This window comes from Haladaptatus marinus (assembly GCF_051194195.1).
Genome location: NZ_JBLZNK010000004.1, coordinates 222,330 through 248,176, shown reverse-complemented (window position 1 = coordinate 248,176; position 25,847 = coordinate 222,330). Strand labels below are relative to the sequence as shown.

At 58.2% G+C, this 25,847-nt stretch carries 24 protein-coding genes and 3 pseudogenes; 19 read left to right on the top strand and 8 right to left on the bottom strand.

Annotation, left to right across the window (positions count from 1 at the left end; translation table 11 throughout):
• The first annotated feature begins 124 nt into the window (after positions 1-124).
• On the top strand, positions 125-1,531 hold the full coding sequence (locus ACN2TU_RS15150; RefSeq protein ID WP_435156512.1) for an FAD-binding oxidoreductase: 1,407 nt from the start codon (positions 125-127) through the stop codon (positions 1,529-1,531).
• 19 nt (positions 1,532-1,550) lie between these two features.
• Here the strand turns inward: ACN2TU_RS15150 and ACN2TU_RS15145 are convergent, their stop codons facing one another.
• From ACN2TU_RS15145 to ACN2TU_RS15120, 6 genes are all read right to left on the bottom strand, one after another.
• Entirely contained in the window at positions 1,551-2,543 is a 993-nt protein-coding gene (locus ACN2TU_RS15145) for a bile acid:sodium symporter family protein (RefSeq protein WP_435156510.1), read from the bottom strand.
• Positions 2,544-2,791: 248 nt separating this feature from the next.
• A complete protein-coding gene (locus ACN2TU_RS15140; RefSeq protein WP_435156509.1) occupies positions 2,792-4,948 on the bottom strand; it encodes an oxidoreductase in 2,157 nt (718 codons plus the stop codon).
• Positions 4,945-5,817, bottom strand: coding sequence for an LLM class flavin-dependent oxidoreductase (locus tag ACN2TU_RS15135; protein WP_435156507.1), 873 nt, complete (start codon positions 5,815-5,817; stop codon positions 4,945-4,947). The genes ACN2TU_RS15140 and ACN2TU_RS15135 overlap by 4 nt, the downstream gene beginning before the upstream one ends.
• A gap of 156 nt (positions 5,818-5,973) precedes the next feature.
• Complete coding sequence (locus ACN2TU_RS15130) at positions 5,974-7,629, bottom strand: acyl-CoA synthetase (RefSeq protein ID WP_435156505.1); 1,656 nt, start codon at positions 7,627-7,629, stop codon at positions 5,974-5,976.
• Between the two features lie 388 nt (positions 7,630-8,017).
• A complete protein-coding gene (locus tag ACN2TU_RS15125; protein ID WP_435156503.1) occupies positions 8,018-8,389 on the bottom strand; it encodes a DUF7344 domain-containing protein in 372 nt (123 codons plus the stop codon).
• A gap of 256 nt (positions 8,390-8,645) precedes the next feature.
• Complete coding sequence (locus ACN2TU_RS15120) at positions 8,646-8,903, bottom strand: hypothetical protein (protein WP_435156502.1); 258 nt, start codon at positions 8,901-8,903, stop codon at positions 8,646-8,648.
• A 12-nt stretch (positions 8,904-8,915) separates the two neighbouring features.
• Here ACN2TU_RS15120 and ACN2TU_RS15115 point away from each other — a divergent pair, with 12 nt between their 5' ends.
• From ACN2TU_RS15115 to ACN2TU_RS15075, 9 genes and pseudogenes are all read left to right on the top strand, one after another.
• The gene (locus ACN2TU_RS15115) at positions 8,916-9,137 is read left to right on the top strand and encodes an alpha/beta fold hydrolase (RefSeq protein WP_435156501.1); all 222 of its coding nucleotides are present in this window, start codon (positions 8,916-8,918) and stop codon (positions 9,135-9,137) included.
• 151 nt (positions 9,138-9,288) lie between these two features.
• Entirely contained in the window at positions 9,289-10,206 is a 918-nt protein-coding gene (locus ACN2TU_RS15110) for a glycosyltransferase (RefSeq protein ID WP_435156499.1), read from the top strand.
• A 355-nt stretch (positions 10,207-10,561) separates the two neighbouring features.
• Positions 10,562-10,837, top strand: a complete 276-nt coding sequence (locus tag ACN2TU_RS15105) for a GNAT family N-acetyltransferase (protein ID WP_435156498.1) — start codon at positions 10,562-10,564, stop codon at positions 10,835-10,837.
• Positions 10,838-10,979: 142 nt separating this feature from the next.
• Positions 10,980-11,789, top strand: a complete 810-nt coding sequence (locus ACN2TU_RS15100; protein WP_435156497.1) for a helix-turn-helix transcriptional regulator — start codon at positions 10,980-10,982, stop codon at positions 11,787-11,789.
• Positions 11,790-11,827: 38 nt separating this feature from the next.
• Positions 11,828-12,634: a helix-turn-helix transcriptional regulator gene (locus ACN2TU_RS15095; RefSeq protein WP_435156495.1), complete on the top strand. Its 807-nt coding sequence runs from the start codon at positions 11,828-11,830 to the stop codon at positions 12,632-12,634.
• Positions 12,635-12,864: 230 nt separating this feature from the next.
• On the top strand, positions 12,865-13,257 hold the full coding sequence (locus ACN2TU_RS15090; protein WP_435156494.1) for a hypothetical protein: 393 nt from the start codon (positions 12,865-12,867) through the stop codon (positions 13,255-13,257).
• A complete protein-coding gene (locus ACN2TU_RS15085; protein WP_435156493.1) occupies positions 13,188-14,336 on the top strand; it encodes a methyltransferase in 1,149 nt (382 codons plus the stop codon). Before ACN2TU_RS15090 ends, ACN2TU_RS15085 begins: the two co-directional genes overlap by 70 nt.
• A gap of 4 nt (positions 14,337-14,340) precedes the next feature.
• Positions 14,341-15,573: a serine hydrolase domain-containing protein gene (locus ACN2TU_RS15080; protein WP_435156492.1), complete on the top strand. Its 1,233-nt coding sequence runs from the start codon at positions 14,341-14,343 to the stop codon at positions 15,571-15,573.
• A gap of 155 nt (positions 15,574-15,728) precedes the next feature.
• Positions 15,729-16,748, top strand: a pseudogene (locus ACN2TU_RS15075) (transposase); the annotation flags it as partial.
• Between the two features lie 207 nt (positions 16,749-16,955).
• On the opposite strand, the gene ACN2TU_RS15070 reads toward ACN2TU_RS15075, so the two are convergent.
• Positions 16,956-17,564 carry a hypothetical protein gene (locus tag ACN2TU_RS15070; RefSeq protein WP_435156491.1) on the bottom strand — a complete coding sequence of 203 codons (609 nt, stop codon included), beginning with the start codon at positions 17,562-17,564 and terminating at the stop codon, positions 16,956-16,958.
• A 66-nt stretch (positions 17,565-17,630) separates the two neighbouring features.
• On the opposite strand from ACN2TU_RS15070, the pseudogene ACN2TU_RS15065 reads away from it, so the two are divergent.
• The 9 genes and pseudogenes from ACN2TU_RS15065 to ACN2TU_RS15025 all read left to right on the top strand — a co-directional run.
• Positions 17,631-18,645 (top strand): annotated as a pseudogene (locus ACN2TU_RS15065) (transposase); the annotation flags it as partial.
• A 551-nt stretch (positions 18,646-19,196) separates the two neighbouring features.
• Positions 19,197-20,291 (top strand): metal ABC transporter substrate-binding protein, encoded by a 1,095-nt coding sequence (locus ACN2TU_RS15060; RefSeq protein WP_435156490.1) that lies wholly within the window; start codon positions 19,197-19,199, stop codon positions 20,289-20,291.
• Positions 20,288-21,076, top strand: a complete 789-nt coding sequence (locus ACN2TU_RS15055) for a metal ABC transporter ATP-binding protein (RefSeq protein WP_435156489.1) — start codon at positions 20,288-20,290, stop codon at positions 21,074-21,076. Before ACN2TU_RS15060 ends, ACN2TU_RS15055 begins: the two co-directional genes overlap by 4 nt.
• The gene (locus ACN2TU_RS15050) at positions 21,073-22,083 is read left to right on the top strand and encodes a metal ABC transporter permease (protein WP_435156487.1); all 1,011 of its coding nucleotides are present in this window, start codon (positions 21,073-21,075) and stop codon (positions 22,081-22,083) included. The genes ACN2TU_RS15055 and ACN2TU_RS15050 overlap by 4 nt, the downstream gene beginning before the upstream one ends.
• Positions 22,084-22,148: 65 nt before the next feature.
• Positions 22,149-22,868 (top strand): metal-dependent transcriptional regulator, encoded by a 720-nt coding sequence (locus ACN2TU_RS15045; RefSeq protein WP_435156486.1) that lies wholly within the window; start codon positions 22,149-22,151, stop codon positions 22,866-22,868.
• Positions 22,869-22,871: 3 nt separating this feature from the next.
• Complete coding sequence (locus tag ACN2TU_RS15040) at positions 22,872-23,036, top strand: hypothetical protein (protein WP_435156485.1); 165 nt, start codon at positions 22,872-22,874, stop codon at positions 23,034-23,036.
• 243 nt (positions 23,037-23,279) lie between these two features.
• Complete coding sequence (locus ACN2TU_RS15035) at positions 23,280-23,693, top strand: phosphatidylglycerophosphatase A family protein (protein WP_435156484.1); 414 nt, start codon at positions 23,280-23,282, stop codon at positions 23,691-23,693.
• Positions 23,638-23,835 (top strand): phosphatidylglycerophosphatase A family protein, encoded by a 198-nt coding sequence (locus ACN2TU_RS15030; protein ID WP_435156481.1) that lies wholly within the window; start codon positions 23,638-23,640, stop codon positions 23,833-23,835. The genes ACN2TU_RS15035 and ACN2TU_RS15030 overlap by 56 nt, the downstream gene beginning before the upstream one ends.
• Positions 23,836-23,948: 113 nt before the next feature.
• Positions 23,949-25,013: pseudogene (locus ACN2TU_RS15025) on the top strand (transposase); the annotation flags it as partial.
• 223 nt (positions 25,014-25,236) lie between these two features.
• On the opposite strand, the gene ACN2TU_RS15020 reads toward ACN2TU_RS15025, so the two are convergent.
• Positions 25,237-25,608: a DUF6141 family protein gene (locus tag ACN2TU_RS15020; RefSeq protein WP_435156480.1), complete on the bottom strand. Its 372-nt coding sequence runs from the start codon at positions 25,606-25,608 to the stop codon at positions 25,237-25,239.
• Positions 25,609-25,847: the final 239 nt, after the last annotated feature.

Below are 25,847 nucleotides of genomic sequence, written 5' to 3'. Positions count from 1 at the left end.
ATCTTCTTTCAGCTATTTCGAGGGGTTCATCGCGGTCGACAATGGACTCGATTGCCATTCCGACTCTTCCCCACAAATTACCAGTGACCGGAGGTTTATGTCTAAACGCCGGTATCAATGTCGTATGGAAAACGACTGTTCGTTCCTTGCGAATCTCGAATTGGACGGCGAGGTTTCGCAAGGTCGATCTGATGTGGGAAACCACGCCGGTGACTTCGGCACCCGCGATGAGGACAAATCCGAACCCGACGTCGTCGTCTTCGCCGAATCGACTGCGGATGTCGCCGCAGTCGTGGAAGCGGCGAACGATCACGGCGTTCCGGTCACTCCGTATGCCGCGGGTACGGGTCTCGAAGGGAACGCTACGCCGGTCAATGGCGGTATCAGTCTCGACACGACGCGGATGGATGCCGTCCGCGACATTCGGCCTGACGACCTCCAAATCGACGTGGAGGCAGGTATCATCGGCGACGAGGTGAACGAGGCGCTCGAACGGTACGGATTGTTCTTCCCGCCGTTGCCGTCTTCGGGTGCGATTTCTACTATCGGAGGGATGATCGCTACCGACGCATCCGGTCAACGAACGGTCAAGTACGGCGAGGTCGCCGATTGGATCCTTGAACTGGAGGTGGTGTTGGCCGACGGATCGGTCATTGAGGCCGGGAGCAAAGCGGCGAAGACGTCGAGCGGCTACAATTTGAAGGAACTCCTCATCGGAAGTGAAGGGACGCTGGGCGTCATCACGCGGGCGACCCTCGAACTCGCCGGTCGTCCCGAACAAGTCAAAGGCGGCCGTGCCGTCTTTCCGACGCTGAACGACGCTACCGAGGCGATTTCGGATGCAGTCACGTCGGGGGTGGACGTGGCCAAAATCGAACTCATCGACGACCAGACCGCCATGTTGGCAAACGACTACTCCGATACCGACCTGCCGGAACGACCGATGGTGTTCGTGGAGTTCCACGCCAATCACGGCATCGAGGAGGAGATCGACTTCTGCCGAAGTATCTTCGAGGCACACGACCTCGAACGATTGGAAATCGCATCCGGTGAGGAGATGGAGCGACTCTGGCAGGCCCGAAAGGACATCACCTATGCCGCCGAGGAGTACGACCCCGCCCTCGACATCGGACCGCCCGGCGACGTGACCGTTCCGATCAGCCGCTACCCCGAGATGATCGCCGAGGTCGTTGCGACCGCAGAAAAGTACGATTTGTTCATTCCATGCTTTGGACACGCCGGGGATGGCAATCTTCATTATTTCGCGCTTGCCGACTACGACGACCCAGCGGTGTCTGCTCGCGCTCACGAGGCGTACGCCGAACTCGTCGAACGCGCCCTAGAACTCGACGGCACCGCGACCGGCGAACACGGTGTCGGCGTCGGAAAACGCAAATTCATGGAACAAGAACACGGCACGGCCGCCGTCGATGCGATGCGGGCTATCAAGCGCGCACTCGACCCGAAGGGGACGTTGAATCCCGGAAAAATCGTCCCGTCCGAAAATAGCGTCGAGGTCGACGATAGCTGAACCGAACCCGTCGAAACTGTTAGTCGGTCATCACGGATTCTGTCCCTGTTCGTGACGCTTCTTCCTCGTCGGTCTTGCGAGCGAAGTAGGTCGCAAGCGTCGGACCGACGATGAGCATCCAAACGCTGAACAGTGCAGGAAGCAGGGCAGTCAACGGACTGAAGAACGTGACCGCGAGTGCGGTCGCCAGTCCGGAGTTCTGGAGTCCCACCTCGAAGGTACAGGCGCGAATACGATCCTCCGGCATATTTGCAGCGTGGCCGATGGCATATCCGGATCCGAAACCGACCGTGTTGTGGATGATCATCGCAGCGATTGCAACCGCGCTCACGGTGAAAATGTTCTCGGCGTTGAGACCGACCACGGCCGCGAGGATAACGACGATAGCAATCACGCTAATCGACGGAAAGACGACCAAGCTAGTCTCCGCAGCGGTCGGTGCCTTTCGCTCCATCAACTGACGGAATACGATGCCAGCGACAACGGGGATGAACACGATGAAGAGGATTTCTCTGAACATTTCAGCGAACGTAACCTGCACCTCCGCACCGGCGAGGAAGAGAACCCACGCTGGCATGACGACCGGGGCGACGATCGTGGTCAGCGACGTGATGGCAATCGAGAGTGCGACGTCTCCCTTTCCTAAATACGTCATGACGTTTGACGACGTTCCTCCCGGAGCAGCCCCGAGGAGGATAATACCGATTCCGAGTTCTGTGGGGAGGCTGAACACCTGTACCAAGAGATACGCCGTTATCGGCATGATCGTCCACTGTGCGAGCGACCCGATGACGACATCTCTCGGCCGTTCGACGATGCGTTTGAGATCCTCGGGCGTAAGTGTGAGGCCCATTCCAAGCATGACGACTCCCAACAGCGGGGAGATATACTCCCCGATCCACGTGAACGCGTCCGGCTGGTAGAGCGCCAATACCGAAGCGGCGATCACCCAGACGACGAAGTATTTGTTAATAAAGTCTGACACTTGCTCGATCTTCGATAATGCTGTCATTTATGAAATCCTCTCGAACCAGTCACACGATATCCGTAGCCGCTGGTTTCCGACCGTCGCCATTGCACTGGTCGCCTCTTGTCCGCGAACCCTCGCCGAGTTCTGGTGAGACTCGTTGCGACTGCAACTGCATGTTCATTGATAGCGAACCTGTAGAGGTGATTCGCCGGTTCGTTTTTATAATTAACTACAGAGGCAGTATGTTCTATGAGGTATTCCACTGTCAAAATCAGCTGACTGTAGTCCCCTCACCGACCGGGTGCGGGATTCTCGGGCGAGAACAACACCAAGTCAGCACGTCCGCTGCCGACCATCGTATTCACCTCGTCGTACGTCGTTCGGTAGTTCGTCGAGAGCGTCGGTATCTCGACTTCGTTGCGGAACCGTTCGCTGAACCGGCCCAGCGTCTCGGTGTCGAACTTTGGTCGTTCGCGGACGGACGCCTGCCCCGCGACGATTGCGAGGAGGTCGCATTCGCGTTCTTTGAGCGTCCGCGCCACCTCGTACGACTCTCGGGTTTTGAATCCGTTCAGATTCCAGTCGGTCGCTTGGAGGGTCACCCCCGCGGACTTCTCGTCCGGCCAGACGGCGCGAACCGCGTCAAACACGTCGAGCGGGTAGCGCATTCGGTTTTCAAGCGACCCGCCGTACTCGTCGTCGCGGTCGTTCGAAAGTGGCGAGAGGAAACTCGACAGGAGATAGCCGTGACCGGCGTTCAGTTGGAGGTGGTCGATTCCGGCTGCGTCCGCTCGCTCCGCCGCAGCGACGAACGCGTCACGTATCCGATTGAAGTCGTCTTCGTCCATGGCGGACGGCGTGGGACTCGCCGGGCCGTAGGATTTCTCGGAAGGCGCGAATAGTTCCCATCGCTCCCGCTCCGGCAGGGGCCGATCGAGTCCGTGTTCGCGGGATTTCGTCGCGCCGCGCCGACCAGCGTGGAACAGGGACGCGCCGACGACGGTGTCGGTAGGCGACGATTCTCGGATGCGTCCTATCGCATCACCGAGCGCCTCGCCGTGCTCATCGGCGTACAGTCCCGGCGTGCCGGGCGTTATCCGGCCGTTTGCAGTGACCGCGAGCGGGTCGGTCAGGAGCAGTCCCGGCCCCTGTTCACCCCGCGACACTAATCGGTCGAGATACGAGTCGGATGGCCGGCCATCAGTTGCAGTCTCAGTCGGCGGGAGCGTCATGACCGTCCGGTTCGGCACCGTCACCTCCCGCAACGAGAACTGTTTGAACAGCGGGGGCGTCGCCACTGCGGTGGATTCCTCGCCTTCGGCTTCGGTGAACCATCGGTCGAACTGATCGACGAACGACGGGTCACGGACGCGGAGATTATCGTACGTGATTCGCCCGCTCCGAGTGAGGAGGTTGAACGCGAATCGTCGCGGCTTGAGATTCTGGTAGCGTTCGACGTTCTCGAAGTAGTTCTCGCTTCGCTCCGCGGCCTCTTGGAGCCCCGAAACGCGCGGACGACGCTCCTTTTCGTACCAATTGAACGCGGCCCGGATATCGCGGCCCTGCTCTTCGAAGGCTTCCTGAAGCGCAATCGAATCTTCCATCGCCATCTTCGTCCCCGACCCGATGGAGAAGTGGGCGGTGTGTGCGGCGTCTCCAATGAGGACGACGTTCTCGTGCGACCACGTAGCGTTTCGCACGGTCGGGAAGTTTCGCCACGCATAGAGCTTCGATTGTAGGTCGTGCTCCCCGAGATGGTCGGCGAACAGGTCTTCGAAGTACTCGAGTGCCTCCACCTCGCTCGCTTCGTCCATCCCGGCAGCGCGCCAGGTTTCTTCGGTACACTCGACGATGAACGTGCTCTTGCGCCCCGGGTAGGCGTGAACCCGCCAGAGGCCGTGTTCGTTCTCCCTGAAGACGAACGTGAATACGTCGAAGGGCTTGTCGGTTCCGAACCACGCGAATTTGGCGTTGCCCGCGCTTTCGTTCGGGCGGAACGCTTCCCCGTATCGCTCCCTGACGGTGCTGTTCAGACCGTCCGCGCCGATGAGAACGTCCGTGTTCTCCCGAAGGCGCTCCGGGTCGTCGATCGCCTCGCCGTGACGGAGTTCGACACCGAGTTCGGCGGCCCGTTCTTGCAAAATCGACAGGAGGTCGGCACGCATGATTCCCGCGAATGAGTGGCCACCGCAGCGGAAGTACTCGCCGTCGTAGTGGATATCGATGGGATCCCACCTGACGAACGCGTCGGTGATTCGTTCGTGGCTCAGTCGGTCTGCCTCCCGGAGCGAGGAGAGGGTGGCATCCGAGAAAACGACACCCCATCCGTAGGTGTTGTCCGCCGGGTCGCGCTCGTGGACGACGAGATCCCACTCGGGGAACGATTTTTTCAACAACAGAGAGGCGTACAGTCCCCCGGGGCCGCCACCGAGCACGTCCACTTTCACGCGTGCTCACTCCCGTCCCATCCGTCACCGAGGGTGTTGGCCAGCAGGTCGAACTGCTCGGAATCGGGAACCGTCGGGAAAAGAACCAGTTCGTCACAGCCCTCGTCCTCGTAGCCCCGGACGAACTGCGTTACCTCCTGTGGCGTCGTGAGCAGTCCGTCGGCGATTCGCTCGGCGAACGGTCCGGTAAACTCGTAGTAGTCCAGCAGATATTCGCGTCCCGTTTCGGCCGCCTCCTCGCCTCCGAGCGCATAGTAGCCGTGTCCCCAGAGTTGCGGCGTTCCGGGCCGTTCGCACTCGGCCCACGCCGCTTGCGCCCGTTCCGCTTGTCGGGCGTACGCCCGCGGCGGGCCACCGCCGTGAATGTAACCGTCGGCGAACCGACCGACTCGACGGTACGTGTTGTCGCTATCTCCGCCGACGAGGATGGTCGGGCCACCCTCCTGAACCGGGTTCGGGCCAACGTCATCGCCTTCCCAGTAGTCCCGCAGTTCCGCCAACTGTTGGTCGAACAGTCGTCCCCGCTTCCCGAACTCGACACCGGCCGCGTCGTAATCGTCCTTTCGAGCACCGAGTGCCATTCCGAGCGTAAGCCGTCCGTCCGAGAGGACGTCGAGCGTCGCCGCTTTTTTCGCCAGCGACGCGTTGTTCCGGAGCGGTCCCGCGATGATGGTCGTCGCCAACTCGATTTCCTCGGTGACCGACGCACAGGCCGCGAGCGTGGCGACCGGGTCGAGTCCATCGTAGCACAAGCGGTCGAACACGCCGAGGCTGGTGAAAGGGCCGTCGTCCGCCCACTCCGCCCACGACAGTATCAGTTCCCGGTCGGCTCCATCCAACGTATTCGGTAGACCAATCCCGACTTGCATAGTTATATGTACTTCGACTGCCACCTACATCATCCTATAACTATCGATGAGTGTTAGCAATCGGCACATACTATTTTAAATGATCCGACCGGAGTCGAATGCGGGCATCCGGTGGATGTGACGAGTGTTTGAAACCGGCGTCTCTCTCGCGCTCGACTACAGTTGCTCGCGCTCACGGAGTAGGTTGCGTCGTATCTTCCCTGTCTCGGTTTTCGGGAGTTCGGCGACGTATTCGATGCGTCGGGGATATTTGTACGGCGCAATCCGGCTTTTCACGTGGTCTTGGAGCGCCGTCGTCAGTTCGTCACTCGGTTCGTACCCTTCCCCGAGAACGACGAACGCTTTGACGACCTTGCCACGCTCCTCGTCGGGGCTTCCGACGACCGCCGTTTCGTATATTTCCTCACGTTCCTGAAGGGTCGCTTCGACCTCCGGTCCGGGAACGTTGTATCCGCTGGAGATGATGAGGTCGTCGCGCCGGGATTTGTACTCGAATCGGTTGTCCGCCGTGCGGACGAACACGTCACCGGGGAGGCTCCAGCCGTCTCGGACCGCCATCTCCTGCTTTTCGGGTCGTCCCCAGTACGTGACGCCCGTCGGCCCTTTGACAGCGAGCAGTCCGGCTTCGCCGTGGTCGAGGTCTTCGCCCGTGTCCGGGTCGATGACCTTACATTCGTAGCCGGGGACGGGAAAGCCCGTCACCGAGGGGTCGATGTCGTCTTCGAGTCGATGGCTGACGAAAATGTGGAGCATCTCGGTCGAACCGAGTCCGTCGAGGAGTTCGATACCGAGCGACGACTTTACTCGTTCGAACGTCGAGGGTGATAGCGGTTCGCCTGCGCTGATGCCGATTCGAAGCGACGAGAGGTCGGCGGTCGCAACGCGGTCTTCGTGTTCGTTGAGCAGTTGATTGTAGGCGGTCGGAATCGACCCGAGAACCGTCACGCCGTACCGCTCGACGGCTTCGACGAGGTCTATCGGCTCCGCGTTTTCGATGATAACGGTGCTTGCGCCGAACCGGAGGGGAAACGCGACCAGTACGCCGTATCCAAAGGTGAACGCGATCGGCGGATTTCCGGAGAAAACGTCGTCTTCCGTCGGTTCCAGACAGTATCGCGCGTAGCCGTCTACGATAGCGAGCATCTGTCGATGGGTGTGAATCGTTCCTTTCGGCCGCCCAGTCGTTCCGCTCGTGTAGGCGAGCATCGAGAGGTCGTCTCGATGCGTCGGCGCCGCGTCGAGGTTTGGCGAGGCCACTGCCAGGAGGTCGTCGTAATCGTGGTAATCGTGAGAGACTCCCTCGCGGTCGGCAACAACGACCGATTGGAGCGAATCACACGATTCCATTGCGGCCTCGACCGGTTCCAACAGTCCATCGTGGACGAGGGCGGTCGTCGCACCCGAGTCATCAACGACGTAGGTGCACTCTTTCGCCTGTAGCAGTTTCATCGACGGGACTGGAATGGCCCCGATTTTTTGCAGTGCGAGACAGGATACGGCGTACTCCGGTCGATTCGGAAATCGGACGAAGACACGCTCGCCAGCTTCGATACCGAGTTCCAACAGCGCGTTTCCGAGCCGATTGACTCGCTCTGCGAGGTCGGCGTAGGTTATCTCTTCGTCTTCGAAATAGATGGCGACGTTGTCGCCTCGTCCTGCCTCGATGTGCTTGTCGACGAGTTCGACGGTCGCATTGAGCGACTTCGGATAGTGGAGTTCGGGAAGCGCGTGAATTATGTCCGCCCGCATGTCCAAGGGTGGGAATTTTTCTCCAGGGACGTTCCCCGATTGGATGCTGTTATCACGAAGCATACTTTCCCTTCAGTGTCATTCGTGATATATCCTGAGATAAATTCTTCTCGGGAGTTTATTTCGTGTGTGTAAGCTGTGTCGGTCAACCTGCTGGCCACAATATTGGCGCAACATTTCAGCTTTTATTCCGAGAGGAATCGATTACGATTGTAGGGAAAGATGACACACTCCAGTCGGTACGGGGTTGTCTCTATCATCGATGGACGATTGCCAGCACTGAGACGGTAAAGTTGGGAGACGTAGCCGAGGATTTCGAGAAAGAGCAGTTGATGGTTGGTGTATAGTAAGTTCTAACTCGTTTGCGCGAACCGATGCTCCGTTGAAGCTCGTTAGAAATATTGTGTCTCTCTGCCACCGACGGAGTTCACCGAAAAGGTGACGACACTCCTCAGTCGAAATAGTCCGCAGCGACATCGAGCACATGAACGATGTCCGGCGTGGCTTCGGTCGAAGCGACGAACCCTCGTGATGTGCGTTCGACGAGCCGGACATCCGCGAGGAGTGGGAGATGGTGATGCGTGAGCGCAACGGAAAGATGCTGTCGGTCGGTGGGTGACCCCTGAACCGTTTCAGCGAACACAGCGGCAGCAATGTCATCGATTGCTTGTGGTTCATCAGCCCGTTTGAGATACCTGAGTGCTCGTCGACGTTCGGGGTGACTCACTGCTCGGAAAACTTTATCGAGACCGGGTCGTACTGGGGGTATGGTTTGCGTGTGATCCGGGTCGTTATCGTTTGGTGGGTTGTGGCGTTTGGCCATTGTTCTCGGCCTCCGTGGTAACTACTCACATCGCAATGCATCTGAATGGTGTTGCTACAGTGGCAAAAGTTTTTCTGGAAATATTAAAATACTATCCATTTAAGTGTATAATAACCTACTTCAAACATATATCGGAAGTCGATTGGGACATCTATTTGCTCACGAGAACGCTTCAGGATAACAGTTACTGTCGTTTTTTCATCCTCTCAATGATCGTTTGGGTCGTTTGCCAGCTGTCGCGCAAAACCTTGGAACACTATGGTAGCATGCTGACGCTGCGCGCCGCAGCACGCGATGCTTGCTCCTCGGTTTCGATCTGAAGTAATACTCTCCGTTTTTCATCGTACAGTACATCATAGGATTGTATCTCCGGGGCTCCGTCAAGAGTCTGGACGAGTACATCCGAATCAAGTGCCGTCGTTTCACTTGATGAGTCGTCCGGTCGATCCTCGCGTTCTACCGGAGCGGCGAGGGCGACTACCCGTCCATCGCGGTTCCGACCCTGGTCATGCATGGCGAAAACACGATGGGATTCAGCCGGCGACACTGTGAGAAGCTGGCCAGGGAGATTCCTGGTGCCTCACTCCGAGTGGTTCCCGGTGGCGGTCACGCCAGCAATTTAGATGACCCGGAGTTCTACAGCGACGCGATAACGGAGCTTCTCCAGCGGGTTGACTTCGGCCCAGCTGACGCGACCGATAGTTCGACCCCGAAGCAGGCCACAGCCGACGGTGGCGACGAGAGCTGACCGCCCTTGGTGGCCGTCGAGCAAACACGGTGAGTTCTCCCCGTTGGATATACATAATGCCCGCCATGAGGAACCGGGGTATCATACATCCTGAAATACTGAACCGTCAGAGGCAGGTTGATATTCTTCACCGTCGTATTGAGATGCTGTTATGTGTGGCCGACCACCCCTGAGCATTCTTTTGCCGACGACGAGGTGGACCGATACGTGTGGGGAAGTGGCCGCCCAACTGGGGGACAGTGACGAGCTGCTGGTCATTCACGACGACGAGGCCGACCCAGTGACTGATCGGCAAGAGTATCCTGAGGGCGTTCGACTCATCGTAGCGGGCGAACCGGAGCGCTGTTCGGGCAAGGCAAACGCCATCGTCGCCGGAATGGAGGCTGCGCGCCACGACCGTGTCGTCTGGACGGACGACGACTTCCACCACCCGCCGGACTGGCTGTCTGCCCTCTGTGCAGATTATGAAGAACACGGCCCGGTGTCAGAGGTGCCGTACTTCGTCGGACGAGACCTCCTTTCGACCGTTCTCGAACCGCTGTACGCCTCCGCAGGCTCGCTTGGTCTCTATCTCGGAAACCAAATCTGGGGTGGTTCGGTCATATTCGACCGAAACGACATAGATGAGGCCGCGTTTCTCAGTGAGCTTCGGCGGACGATAAGTGACGATGGGCTCCTTATGGAGTACCTGGAAGTAACGACGGTTGGTCGGACACGCATCGTCCCCATCGGAGGGAGCATCTACGAATCGATAGAGCGCCCGGTTCGGTGGACGAAGATCCTTTGGTGGCATTTCCCTGGAACTACAGCCGGGATCTTCCTCATCTCGCTGCTCGTACTCGCTGTTGCAGTCCTGGCTCCGTTTCCTGTGGCGGTGGCCCTGACGGTCTTGCACCTCGCCGTCAACGAGGTTCTGGGCGTTCGTCGGTGGACAGCTGTACTCGCATACCCCGCGCTGTTCGTGTTTGTTCCACTCGTAGCGTATGGACTCGTCCGCCGGACGTTTGTCTGGAGCGGGAGGCGATACCGCTGGCGGAGCAAGTTCGACGTGGCGGTCGTCGAGCAGTGATTTCGGCGGTTCCAGGGTTAATCTCAAGTTATCGATATGACTATTCTCTGTTGCCTCGTAGCGTATAGAATGTCTACATCAGTCTTTCTGATCGGCGACCACGTGTCACTAACTACAATTGAAAAGGAAGACCTTCCCTTCCTTCGCGACCTGTTGAACGAGCCTCGCGTCCGCCGGACAATATACGAACACCGTCCGCAAACTCTCCATCAGCAACGCGAGTGGTGGGAGTCGCTCGACCCGACACACGACGTTCACCTGTTGATCTACCCGACGAATGGTGACGAACCAGTCGGGACAGTGAGCCTTTCGGGAATCGATCCCAAATCGGGGGGTAGGCTGTCTGGGGTACGTCGTGTCACCCGACGAATGGGGCAATGGATACGCGACGGCAGCGGTCGAACTCCTCACCGAGTACGGGTTCAACGACCGCCGTCTCGAGAAGGTGTGGGCCTCCGTCTACGCGCACAACGAGGCGTCCGCTCGCGTACTTGAGAAGGCCGGGTTCGAACACGAAGCAGTCCACCGAAAGGAGGCGTTTGTCAACGGGGATCGCGTCGACATTCACTACTACGGCCTGCTTCGCGACGAATGGCAGGAACACGCACACGAATCGGCACCTGAACGGTAACCTTCCGCACTGGGAACGGGTTGAACACCCGGAACCGCCGGAATGAGGTGTGTGGAGGTGACAGGAGGCGACTCCAGCACTAATCGAGACCAGGATAGTCTATAAGACTGTCGACATAGAACCATGAAAGAATTGAGTACCGATGGCGACTCCCGATCCTCTGGAAGACATCGCGTTTTTGGCCCGGTCAGCCCATCGCGTCCAAGTGCTTCAAACTCTCGCTGACGGCCCCATGACTCGCCCCGCTCTTCACGAGGAGACAGGCATCTCCCAACCGACGCTCGGGCGCATTCTTGAACCCTTTCAGAACCGCAACTGGGTCGAACGTCGCGGCCAGGAGTACGCCGTCACGCCATGGGGTGAACTACTCGTAGACGAGTTCGACGGACTGTTGGATACGGTCGAGACCATCCAACGCGTCGGTCACGTAGTCAAACTGCTCCCGACCGATCAGATGACTTTCGACATCCGGCGGTTCGGATACGCGACAGTCACGACGCCACAGACTGGAGACGTTCTTCGCCACGTGCGGCGAGCCGAGGAACGACTGAGTGGGGCAGACCACGTCCGCATCGTGGCGGACACGATCGTGCCCCAATCCCTCGAAGATCAACGCGACCGCGTGGTGAACGCGTCCGGGAATTACCCGCTGATCGAATCAGTCATTACCAAAGACGCACTCGAGCAGGCGCTCGCGGAGCCGCAACTAGTCAACTTCATACGGGATCTCCTTGGGTCTGGGCAGGCACCCGTCTACTGCTACGACGGGACCATCCTGATGATGGGCGCCAGCGCGGACGATATCGCAATACTGGCGCCCACTGACGAGCAGGGTATGCCCGGAGCGATCATCGAAACTGAGGACGAAGTCATCCGGGCGTGGGTCGACGAACAGTTCGACGCATACAAAGATAAGTCAATGGAACTGACGGTGGACGACCTACCACTCTAATGTTCCGATAGTCCGTAGTAACGGAAAACTGAGCCACTATGTCAACACCTGATCCGTTGGACGATGTCGCGTTTCTCGCCCGGTCGCCCCACCGTGTTGGAGTGCTCAAGATCCTCGCCGACGGCCCCATGACTCGCCGCGACCTTCACGACGATACCGGTATCTCCCAGCCCACGCTCGGGCGTATCCTCGAACCCTTCCGGGATCGCAATTGGGTCGAACGCCGCGGGCAGGAGTACGCCCTCACCCCGTGGGGCCACCTTCTCGCGGAAGATTTCGGTGAACTGCTAAACACGGTCGAGAGCATCCAGCGTCTCAGCGACGTGGTCCAGCAACTCCCGACCGACGAGATGAACTTCGACATTCGGGAGTTCCGCGACGCCACTATCACCACACCGGAATCCGGTGACGCGTTCGGTCACCTTCGCCGGTTAGAGGAACTGTTCTTCGGTGCCGACCGCGCTCGGCTCCTGAGCCCCACCGTCGCCATGGGCTCGCTGGAGGACTACCAAGAGACCTACCAAGAATTCCTCGACAGCGATAAGCAGGCGGAATCCATCGTCTCCGTGGACACACTGGCCCAGGTGCAGGCGGATGAGATGTCGGCACAGATGTTTCGACCCGCCTTCGAGACGGGCCGTGTGAAGATGTTCCTGTACGACGGCACGATCCCGTTCCTGCTCGCAGTCACCGACGGTACCGCGCTACTGGCCCCGACCGACGAGCACGATATTCCCGTTGCTCTCGTAGAAACCCGGAACGAGGCGATCCGGTCGTGGGTCGAGACCAGAATCGAGGAATACCGCGAGGAGTCGACGGCGCTGACGGTTGAGGATCTCCCGTAGTAACCCGGAGTTGCGGGGTGTGAAATGGTTGCGATAAGCATCATTATCCTCACAGGTAGCCATTCACCGCATGCAATGGCAACTTCCGTATCGACTCCGACGGCTGCTGACGAACGAGCGGGCTCATCGGGCCCCTCTCTCGACTCCGATTACACCTCGATTCCCGGCACCACGGTGCCGGTCCACGGGCCGTGGACGAATGCTCGCTCCAGCAGGGGAGGTGACTGACGATGGCGTTCGAGAGCCTTCGGGAACGGAGCAAGCTGGGACTCGCCCGGATGGCGGGGTTCTACCTGTCGGTCCTCGTCTTCGTGTTCTTCTGGTTCCTGGCGTTCAACTTCCAGCTGGTCGCCGTGTTCACGGGGTGGTTCGACCCCGCGCTCACGGACACGATCCACTTCGTCCACAACATCGCGGGGGCGACGTGGCTGTGGGTCTGGGGACTGGCGATGCTCGCCATCGCGTCGGTGTTCCAGCCGACGATGTCGGGCCTCGATATCACCTGGGCTGCGCTGGCGATCCTCTGGGCGCTCGCCCTCGTCGGGGCCTACGAGTGGTCGGTCCGGAGGAATACGCTGCGTTCGACCGCGGCACCGCCGAAGCAACCGAACGTATCGCCCTGAAACCGATACTCACCCACAAGACGATGCCCACGAATCCCAACCTCCTCGAACGGCTACTGCTGTTCAGACTGAACAGGGGTTCGGGCCCGATGCTCGACCTATTCGGTGCCGCGAGTTTCGAGGCCCTCACGCTGGCACTCGACATGGAACTCCTCGAAGCGCTCGATCGCGAGGAACTCGCGCTAGACGAGATCGCAGCCCGATTTGCTGCCGACGAGAACGGCATCCGAATCCTGCTCGACTTCCTCGCGGCACAGGGCTACGTCGTCGAGCGGGCAGGTCGCTACCGAAACACCGCGATGACGACCAAGTGGTTGACCGCCAGTTCGGAGACGAACCTGGCGCCGTGGCTCTCGTTCTGGAACGAACTCGTCCTCCCGTTCTGGGAACGGCACCTCGAACGCGCGGTTCTCAACGGGAAGCCACCGATGACCATCTACGAGTGGTTCGACGAGGAACCGACACGGTGGGAGACTGCCCAGGACGGATTCCGAGCGGTAGCAGCCGTCGTGGTGGACGACATCACCGAGCGGGTCGAGGTCCCCGACGACGCATCGACACTGCTGGATATCGGAGGCGGGCACGGTCTGTACGCAATCGAACTGTGTCGGGCGCATCCTGACCTCAGCGCCACTGTCTTCGACAATTCGGACGCGCTCGAAGCGGCCCGGCGGGAGATCACGGCCGCGGAGGTCGAGGATCGAGTGACGACGTCCGCCGGGGATTACTGGACTGACGACCTCGGGAGCGGGTACGATATCGCGCTCGTCTTCAACGTCATCCACGCACATGACGACTCGGAAAACCGCCGGTTGCTGGGTCGCGTCGGAGAGGCCTTGCGACCAGGGGGTCGAATCGCCATCCTCGACCAGTTGGAGGGCTCTGCCCAGATGCCGGTCGGCAAATCGTTCCTCAGGTTCGAGGCGTTGACCTATCTGTCTACGTTAGGGGCCAAAACACACCCATACGAGGACGTCGCCGAGTGGCTTCGATCGACCGGATTTGAGAACGTGACGCGGTTCACGATCCGTCTTGGAGGGCCGGGAAGTACACTCGTTCAGGCGACGAGGGCGAGGTGAGTGGATGACAATCCGAGTTGACGAGGAGTCAGTTATCGATGGGACTGTTGCCGATGGCTTCGAACCCGTACGAGAGACGTTTGCGGAGAACTTCCGGACCCGAAACGAACTCGGGGCGGCCTGCGCCGTCTACTATCGTGGCGAGCCCGTCGTCGACCTCTGGGGCGGCTCCCGGGACACCGCCTGCAAGTACCAGTGGGAGGCCGACACGATGGTTCTCGTGGCCTCAGGGACGAAGGGGATGGCAGCGGCAGCCATCGTCGTCGCGCTCTCGCGGGGGCTGTTCGCGCTTGACGACCGCATCGCCGACCACTGGCCGGCTTTCGCACAGCATGGGAAGGACGAGGTCACGGTCAGACAGTTGCTGAGTCACCAAGCAGGGCTCGCGACGCTCGACGGACGTCTGTCGCCCGAACAGATCGCCAACACGGAGTTCCTCTCGGATCTGCTCGCAACCAAGGAACTCGACTGGGAGCCAGGCACCCGGCAGGGGTACCATGCGTTTACACTGGGCTGGTACGCGAGTGAACTGCTCCGGCACACAGATGGGCGGACGCTGGGCCAGTTCTTCGCCGAGGAGGTGGCCGAGCCGCTCGGCCTCGCGTTCTACATCGGGCTCCCCGAGGAGATTCCGGACGACCGTGTGGCCGACCTTGATGCATTCGGGATGCTGGATATGCTCCGGAACTTCCTCACGATGTCGCCCCGGTTTGTCCTGTCGTTTTTCAATCCGTGGTCGGTGACGAGTCGGGCACTGAACGTTCTTGCCACCAGCCAGCCGAGCGACCTCAACAGTCCGGCGTTCCGTGGGGTCGAGATTCCGTCGGCCAACGGCATCGGAACCGCCCGCTCGATGGCCCGGCTGTACGGCGATCTCGCTACAGGCGGCGAAGCACTGAGTCTCGACGAGGCCGTGTTCGCGGAGCTGATCGCACCCCCGGTGCCGCCGTCAGGTGACCGGAAGGATGTCGTCATCGGCATCGAGACGGCGTATGCGATGGGGTACTCGAAACCGTCACCCGACTTCCGATTCGGGACGTCCGACGCCGCGTTCGGCACCCCCGGCGCCGGCGGATCATTCGGATTCGCGGACCCCGACGCTGAACTGGGCTTCGCCTACACCCCGAACCGGATGGGGCTCCACCTGAAGGACGACCCTCGGGAAGTGGCACTCAGGGACGCCGTTTACGAGTGCATCGGATACCGGAGCTCGGAGACGGCTCCAGTTCGCACCTGACGCTAACTTTCTAAACCACAGACGGGGAGAGCACGACTTCGGGTCCCGGTCAGAGGCTTGCCAGCACCGTTGCGGTGGACGACCCCCGGGCGACCGTCGGCGGAATCTCCGCCATCTCCGACCCGCTCGTCATCGGTTGGCTTGGCCGGGTTGCTGTCGCCGACCATGTCAGTCGGGTCGTGTTCCCTGCGTTCTCGCTCACTCGTGGTGAGAGTTGTGAGATTCACGAGAATGCGTACTGGGATTTGCAGACATTTCTGGGTCTTCGAGAGAATTTGGCTGCCAACGAAGGTGCTCGTAGCTTCATCCACGAATCGACGCGTGATCGAACACCACTGGGACACGCCCATCGCGAGCAGATTCGCGACCTCTCAATCGAGCAGATTCGTGAGATGTACCGCCACGCAGTGGGCCGTCTGTTGAACGAGGTGGCAGCGACAGCGGAGTTCTATCGTGCGGGAATCGTAGCGATTGATACCACCGAAGCAGACCCGTTCACGGGGGATCGAACTGGCCACGAAGACGAGATTATCGGGACGAAAGAGAACACCGACGAGTACGCCTATCAGTGGGCCTCAGTCCAGCTGGTCGGCAACGCTGTCCCACTCGTGCTCGATGCGCGGCCGGTTCGACGAGGTGAGACACGCAAGGAGATTGTTGAGGATCTGCTTGACTCCGCCGAAGACCTCGTTCACGTCGATAACGTGCTGATGGATCGGGAGTTCGATAGTCAGCACGTTCTGGAGATGATCAGCCAGCGCGGGCTCTCCTACGTCGTTCCGAAGCGGATGCAGACGAGTGAAAAAGCCCAGGCCAAGCGATTACTCTGACGGGGTCAGGACCGGTACGAAACCGACCGGAAACTCTATCTCGGGAAGAACGAGTGGCACGAGACGACGCTAGTGTGCCGACGGAGGAACAACTCCAATTGTACGGATTATCGTCAGTATTCAGTGTTCATGACGAATGGTGATCCCAGTCTGTTGCGAGAGTATGAGTATCGCTGGGAGATCGAAAGTGGCTACAAGAGCCTCAAACGATTCATGGCTGCAACGACGTCGAAAAACTTCGTCTTGCGATTTTTCTACTTCGCATTCGCATTCGCATGTCTGCTGTACTCAATCTGGCGTGCAGTCGATCTTCTTGTGCAGGTCGGAGTGATGGGTGAGTACGACTGATCACCGATTGTGACAGCAAACACCTGAAGTCAGGCAAGTGGATTTCTCATGCGCGACGGGTGGTGAAACCAATCTCAGCAGTTTGAATTTCGCGGGTGGCTGTGCATGACGAATCTACCTAGCCGACATCAGTTGATGTGAAGCAGTGATGGGGGATCGGCGACGCCTTCCGTGGGGATATCTCGGGGGGATGCTGCTGGGATGCTACCGTAGGTGTTCCGAATGACCGTCGAACAGTGAGGTGAACCGTATCAACAGTACAAGCACGATGGCCAGTCCAAGCATGGGATACTCAACCCTGACGAGCGTCCATTTCACCGTTTCAGAGGCGTTCATAAGGCTGATCAGGACGGTCGCGTAGTCTTCGGGATTTGTGTAGATCAGGATAACCCAGAGGTTCTCCAGGGAATCGAAGAGTCGAGAGAAGATCGTCAGGGCCATTCCGATCTTCGGTATCAGTACCAGCCTGTCGTGGCTGTCCAGCGTGTTCAGGATGATCGAATGGAGTGAGAAAAACAGGAAGAACCCAGCCAGAATAAAGATATAATCGAGGACCGACAGGAGCATAACGTGATCCATGACTGGCCCCAGAGCCTGCAGTATCGTGTCCACTTCCGCCCGGCTCGTCGCGTCTTGCAAATCCGAGGTGGAATAGCCGGACATCTCGATCTGGCGTGTCACCGGGACGAACCCCAGAACAATCACCCCTATAAAGGTACACAACGACACAACGGCTACTATACCGTGGGTTTTGGGAGAGACAGCATCCGCATATCGCTCGACAGGCCGAAAGAGTGCATTCAGTCGTTGCATGCAGGAAACAGTTGATACGCGGCTATTATTATGATGGTCACAGAACTCCTCTCAATTGCGCCGGGGATACACGAGAACGCGTACTGGGACTTACAAACGTATCTTGGCTTGCGGGAGAACTTAGCTGCCAACGAAGGCGCTCGCAGCTTCATCTACGAGTCAACCCGGGAGCGGACACCGTTAGGTCACGCCCATCGCGAACACGTTCGAGACCTCTCTATCGAACAGATTCGAGAAATGTATCGACAGGCTATCCGTCGACTGCTAAGCGAGGTAGCGGAGCCTGATGAGTTTTTCCGAGCCGGTATCGTCGCCATCGACATTACCGACGCTGACCCGTTCACTGGCGACCGTTCGGTTCGCGAGGACGAGATTATCGGGACGAAAGAGCAGAGCGATGAGTACGCGTATCAGTGGGCGACTGTCCATCTGGTCGGCAATGCGGTTCCGATTGTCTTGGACACTCGTCCCGTACGTCGAGGGGAGAGTCGTCTGGAGATCGTCGAGGATCTGCTCGACTCGGCTGAGGACCTCGTTCACGTCGACAACGTGCTGATGAACCGTGAGTTCGATAGCCAGCATGTGCTGGAGATAGTCAGTCAACGCGGGCTCACGTACGTTGTCCCAACAGCGGATGCACACGACCGAGAGAGCCCAGGCGAAGAGACTCCTGAAGAGCGATACGGATTGGTACGTGAACGACCGCAAGCTCCACTTAGGCAAGAACGAGTGGCACAAGACGACACTAATCTATCGCCGGAAGGAGGATACTGAGTACACCGATCACCGCCAGTATTCGGTGTTCATGTCGAATGGAGGTGAGAGATGTCTCAGCGTGTACGGCTCCCGCTGGGAGATTGAAAGTGGTTACAGGAGTATCAAGCGGTTCATGGCTGCAACGACGTCGAAGGATTTCGTGCTACGGTTTTTCTACTTTGCGTTCGCCTGCCTATTGTATTCGATCTGGCGAACGGTTGATCTGCTCGTGCAGGTTGAACTGATCGGTGAATATGAACGGTCTCCGATAGTGACTGCGGACAATACGCTTACACTGTTGAAAAAGCAAACCGGAATCGGATGACGCCGTTCCTGTTGGGTCGAAAGCAGCAGTGATTAGCTGTAGTACTATTCTGACGTCCGATTGAATATCGCTGAGGTGGGATTTCATACCCGAATTCTCAATTCGAGACGTCTTTGGAGACTCCGGGATCGACTAAGACTTCGAGAACACGCATCTTAACTCCTCTATAGCTGGTGTAGTCTCATCTTCTAGCGACGCCAAAAGTTGAGACTGCTGTGCTCAATGCATATGGTCTCGAATCTCTTTGTAGCCCAGAGTGATTATCACCCAACATTGGCTTCGTCATTTTCGTAGCTTTCCCTCCGAAAACTCGTCACGGTGAATGACGTACCTCCATTTAACGATGCCCATTGATCGAGATTTCTTCGAGAACTCGAGCGAGAACAAACCCGAGACCGTAGTTGCGGGCGCTGTTGGTCTCACGATACTAGCAATGGTGAAGGCAGCGGGATTTCGACGAGAGATATAACAGATCCAGGAATTAGACTAGTCTAAACTTCGATTTTGATAGAAACTACTATATATTTTGCCCCCTCACCGAATAGCCGACGATGGACGACACGAAGCAGTCGCAATCGCAGCATAGCTTCTCACGCAGAAGAGCCATTACTGCCGGTGGGGGACTTCTCGCCACTGGTCTCGCTGGATGTACGAGCAGCGGCGGTAGCAACGATACCGCTTCTACGACCGACTCGATCAACGAGGGTGCATCTGGAGACGGCCCTGCGGTCGCAGTTGCGTCGTTCTTCAGCTTCTACGACTTTGCACGGAAGATCGTTGACGGGACGCCCATCCAAGTGAACAACCTTGTTCCAACCGGATTGCACGGTCACGGGTGGGAGCCGAATGCGAGCGTCACGAAAGACATCATCGAAGCGGACGCGTTTCTCCATGTCGGTCCAGGGTTCCAACCGTGGGCCGACCGCGCGATTCAGACGCTCAAAGACGACAACGTCGACACGCAGTTGATAAACGTCCGCAAGGGCGTCGAACTGGTCGATCTCGCGGCGACTCTGGATCCCGATGAGGAAGGCGTCGGGGAGCAGCAAGGTAAGGACCCGCACTTCTGGCTCGATCCCGGTCGGGCGAAGGCATCGGTCGACAACATCGCCGACGGGTTGGTCAAACTCGTTCCCGATCAGGAAAGTGCGCTCCGGGACAACGCTGAGACGTACAAATCCGACGTTCTTGAACGGATCGATCAGGACTACCAGGCCATCTTTGACGCGGCTGACCGGGATGTGGTGCAACTGGCGGCGCACAATGCCTTCCAGTACATTGGGGTCAAGTACGACGCAGAGATGGTTCCGCTCGTTACGAATCTCGCAGCCAGTGGTGACGTCAAGCCCTCGGACATCGCCGAGGCAAAAGAAGTCATCAAGGAAAACAACATCAAGTACATAGCCAACGGTGTCTTCGAGTCGCGGAAACCGGCGAAGCAACTGCTCAATGAGACACAGGTCGAGGGCTACTTTCCTGTAACCCCGTACGCAGGCGTCCGAAAAGATTGGGTTCAGAACAACTGGGGCTACGAAGAGATCGCCTACAACATCAACATGCCCACCTTCGAGGTCGTGCTCGGCAACAAACAGCCCGAAAAGGCCGGCCCCAACGGCTGGGCCGACGAGTGGATGAACTTCCAATGAGAACACAGAAGACTGCAAGTTCGACGAGTACGGGGACGGCGAGCAGCACCGAGTCTATCATCGAACTATCCGGCATTGACTTCCGGTATACGTCTACCTCGGTTGTCGAGGACATCTCGTTTCGGATCGACCCCGGTGAGTACGCTGCGGTCGTGGGTCCGAATGGGTCGGGGAAGTCGACGTTGATGAAGTTGATGTTAGGGTTGCTCCGACCGGACGATGGGGTCGCCAAGCTGTTCGGCGAACCTTCGTATCAGTTCGACGACGGCTCCCGCATCGGCTACGTCGCCCAGCACGCCAGCGCTTCGAAAGAGATGCCGATCACCGTCCGCGAAGTCGTGAAGATGGGTCGATTCCCACACGTCGGCTTCGGACGCCTCTCCAGCGAAGATTGGGACATCGTAGACCAGGCGCTCGACACGGTCGGCATGACGGCGTTCGCCAATCGTCGTGTGACACAGTTGTCTGGCGGCCAGCGCCAGCGAGCGTTCATCGCCCGTGCGCTCGCCAGCGAGGCTGACCTGCTTGTGCTTGACGAACCGACTGTTGGCGTCGACATGGAATCGGTTGAGGCGTTCTACGACCTCTTGGATTCGCTGAATGACAACGGTATAACGGTTCTGCTCATCGAACACGACTTGGGCGCGGTCACCGAACACGCCGAGCGCGTCATCTGTCTCAACCGCGAGATATACTTCGACGGGCCAGCTAGTGAGTTCGTCGAGAGTGACGCCTTGGCTCGCGCCTTTGGCACCACAGCGAACCTGTTGGGTGGTTCTCGATGATCCACCCACTCATTACCCCACTTCAAGTGGGGCCGTTTGACTCCGTTTTTGGACCGCTGTACTGGTTCCTGGAGCTCTGGTCGGGATTCATGTCTTGGCTCGCTGGCGTGACCGGGTTGGAACTGCTCCAGTACGGCTTCATGCACCGGGCGATCCTGGTGGGCCTCTGTATCGGGGTGATGGCTCCTCTGATCGGAACGTTCCTCGTTCACCGTCAACTGGCGTTGATCGGTGACGCACTTGCACACACCGGATTCGCTGGCGTTGCCGTGGGACTCTTCCTCAACGCTGTCATCGACCTCGGGGTCTCCCCGTATCTGACGGCTGTCGTCGTGGCGATGATCGCGGCTCTGTTCATCGAACTCATTTCGGAGGCGACCGACGCCTACAACGACGTCTCGATGGCCATCGTACTCTCGACCGGATTCGCGCTGGGGACGACATTGATTAGCATCAACGCCGGTGGACTTGCTGTCGGCGTGAACCAGTTCCTCTTCGGCAACCTGTCGACGGTCTCGAACGAGAGCGCAGCGATACTGCTGGCGCTGTTCGTCATCATCATCGGTGTGGTCGGGCTTACACGTAACCAGTTACTGTATGTCACCTTCGACGAAACTGCTGCGGCGGTTTCGGGCCTCTCGGTGAGCTGGTACAATCGCATCATGGTGATGCTGACAGCGATGGTGGTGGTCGGCGCGATGCAGATCATGGGTGTCATCCTCGTCGCCGCTATGCTTGTCGTCCCCGTGGCGGGCGCGAGTCAGGTCGCCCGGAGTTTCAACGAATCCCTACTCGTGTCGGTCGTGCTTGCCGAACTGGCCGTCATTCTCGGAATTGGCGTGTCGTACTACGGCGAGGCGACTGCTGGGGGCGTTATCGTCCTCGTCGCAGTTGCGATTTACGTTATCGCTGTCGTGTTCGGAAAACTCCAGACTGCCTTCGGTGAGGATGCAACCCCCGAGATGGGGAGCATCGACATCGGCGAAACCGAATCGAGTGGGGATTGACGACTGCTCCCCGACCAGAAAGTGAGATAGTGCGAAAATTGACCATTCGACGATAACTAGACTAAATGAGTTCCGCCGATTCTGACCCCCCGGACACGCCCGAGTCGTCGCCAGCAGCCACGCCAAAGATGGAGGATTATCTCCGTCGTATCTACCGGCTTGAAAAGGAAGCCGACGACCGAGTCTCCAACTCGGAGATTGCCGAGCGGCTTGACGTCACTCAAGCATCAGTGACGAGTATGCTCAGTACGCTCTCGAATCGGGGACTGATCGACCGAGAGCGGTACCGCCCGATTCGTCTCACGACCGAGGGCAAAGAACTCGCCCTACGAGTGGTTCGCAGACACCGACTCGCCGAGACGATGCTCGCGGAGTTGTTCGAGTACTCGATCAGTGAAGTAGATTCTGAGGCTGATATCTTGGAGCATCACCTCAGTGATCGATTCTGTCGCGAAATCGAACGGAAACTCGAGATGCCAGAAACCGATCCGCACGGCGATCCAATCCCTGACAGCAGTCTTGACCTCCCTCAATCAAAGGAAGTTACCTCGCTGGTCGAAATCGAAGAGTCAGCGAGCGCAGAGGTTACGCGGATCTTGACACAGGACGACGAGGTGCTGGAGTATCTCGTTTCGATCGGGCTGGAACCGACTGAACGCATTCACCTCGTTGAAACCACGCCAATTGGAATGGTGGTCGTTACTATCGGGGACGCCAATGAACAGACGAGTCTCCCACAAAGACTGGCCTCCCAAATACTGGTTACACCGCTGGATGGCCTATAATTCATGGGAAAGGACGACATGGGAACGCTTTTTCGCGGATTGGGTATCCTGTGTTTCGAACTGGGGCTGATGGGACTCGGGGCCACAGTAATCGTCCCGGAACCACGGGCGTTTCTCCCGGCTCTTGGGCTCGGTGCCCTCGGGTATCTGTTTCTGAAACGTGCCTGAATCGACTCCGACGTAGAACGTGGCCAAAATGAATTAGACTAGTCTAAATTATAATATGGGTGCGTAAAAATTATACTGTCTCGGCGACTACTATCAATCGCGTTCCGACGACCTCGGAGCGGACCGTCGCACCGTTCGCCAAATGAGTTCCTGCAACGCGGGGTGGTCAATTCTGGCATGGATACCTCCTCGCGCGTTTCATACCAAACCTGAACCTACCGGTACTCCCGCCGCACCCAACAGATGATTCAGCTGAATATCCGCGAAGTGCTGTTAACCGTTGGTGGACTTGGCCACCTGCCTGTTATCCCCAGTACATTCGGCTCTCTTCCACCGGTATTGCTAGGGATGGTGTTTATGGTGCTCGCAGTACCGGTGTGGATATTATACCTCCTCCTGGTATCTGCCGCACTCATGCTCTCGATTGCGTGTCTTTCTTTCGGGGACTGGGACCAAGACCGATGGGAGTCCAACGATCCACAAGCGGTAGTCGCAGACGAAACTATCGGACAGACGCTTCCGCTTCTCTGGCTCCCGTGGCACAGTTCGGGAATCGAAGAGAGAGAGTCTGCTGTGGATCGGATTTCTCCTTGTGATTGCCGTGAGTACATTCAGAGCGTTCGACGTTTCGAAACCCCCACCATTGCAGGCACTTGAACGGATGCCGGCTGGATGGGGAATCATCTCCGACGACATCGGCGCAGGTGTCTATGCTGCTCTCACCACGGGGCTCGTTATCCACGTAGTACAGCCCACAGACGTGGATGCCGTCGTAGCTCATCTTCTCAGAGTACTGTAATCTGATTCACCAGCTGGAGGTGTAGTCGTGGAAACTCTCACTGGACTCACTTCACGAGAACCAAGACACCCGATCGAGCCAGACACGATATTAAAAATATCAAATAGTTGATGGTGGCGCCTACACGAGCATCGCGACGCACCGTGTTTCGAGAAATTGCTCGGCAGTCATACACCGAGGGGTCAGTGCATGATTCGACACCGTTGTACGATCGAAGCTCGCTTGCCGGGCTGGAATCAGACGTTCGGGTCGTCTCACAAACGTGGTTCGGACACGATGATCACACCTCAGTCGAGCAGTTCGTCTGTTTACTCCCGCTCGCGTATTTCAAATTCGATACACACGATCACTACGCAAGGCCGACCAGCTACGGGATGGAGACGCTCTTTCGCGTGTTCGTGCTGAAAGAGATACACGGATGGGACCACGAAACCGCACTCGTCGAATACCTCAGTCAGCGTCCTGCCCTCTGTGAGCAACTGGGGCTGGAGACAGTTCCCGACCAGTCGACGCTGTGGCGCAGTTGGCACAGGCGTTTCACAGCGGACCTTCAAGAGACGGTCGAGACAGCTGCGCGGACGATCTTGATCAAGGCCCAGAATGCGGGTGTCGCAGTCCCGCGTGGACCGAACCGCACGCTTCGCTACCACGACGATGGGTCCGGCGAATCTGATCCCGATACTCAGGCTATTCTGGAACAGGCGGAGGAACTTACTGATCACGTCAGTCGCGTCGTCTTCCCAGCGTTCTCACTGAACCGTGGTGAGGGGTGTGAAATTCACGGGAACGCTTACTGGGACTTACAGACGTATCTGGGACTGCGTGAGAACCTCGCTGCCAATGAGGGTGCTCGGAGCTTCATCCACGAATCGACCCGAGACCGGACGCCGCTAGGGCACGCTCATCGCGAACACATTCGGAATCTATCCATCGAGAAGACCCGAGAGATGTACCGACAGGCGATCGACCGGTTACTGAATGAGGTAGGTGGGACAAAGCAGTTCTTTCGAGCGGGTATCGTCGCAATCGACATCACCGAAGCTGACCCGTTTACGGGCGATCGAACGGGCCACGAAGACGAGATCATCGGGACGAAAGAGAACACCGGCGAGTACGCCTATCAGTGGGCGACAGTCCAGTTGGTCGGCAACACCGTCCCACTCGTGCTCGATGCGCGACAGCATTGGCTCAAGCAGCGCGCAAATCGTGGGAATGTTATATTATTAACTAGAATTGGCTATTAGATTTCGGTTTGAAATGGTTGTAGATCGATGGACCCGTCGAAATCGTGCATTCTCGCGTCACTATACCTACCGTAGTCTCATCTTCCAAGCCTTGAGCAGAAGTTGGGACTACTGTTCTCAATGCATGAGTGCAAGTCAAGGACTATCGACCGTCCACTCAGCGCTCGTAGACCTCGTCGATCGCGGTGACGAACTCCTCGACGCGTTGTGACCCGACGAGAATGGAACGCTCGTTCGCTCGCTGGATCCAGACACCTTGATTCCCGCTGACATTATATACAACCTTCTTTCGCGCCAAGCGAATCCCCCATCCACCGAATTCACGAAGCGGTCTGTACGTTCTCGGCTCATACTGATCGATCTCCGACCACGAGATTCGACGGAACGACCGGTGAATGGGCCACATCTTGAGGTAAATCCCGTCGGCTCTGACCTCGGTCTCCAGACGTAGACTGTAGAGGAACGCAGCGACGACGCCGACGCCGACGCCGACGAGTCCAATCCACGAGATCGGCCCGAGTACGAGCATGGGCAGCGTGACTCCACCGAGCAGATCACTCCAGAAGTTGAGACTGGTGCTCTCAATGCATACGGTCCTCGAATCTCTGTGTGGCTCAGAGTAGTCGTCACCCATCATTGGCTTCGTCATTATCGTCGCTTTCACTCCGAAAACTCGTCACAGTGAACGACGAACCCCCATTCAAGGGTGTCCATCGGTCGAGATACCTTCGAGAACACGAACGAGGACAATCTCGAGACCGTAGTTGC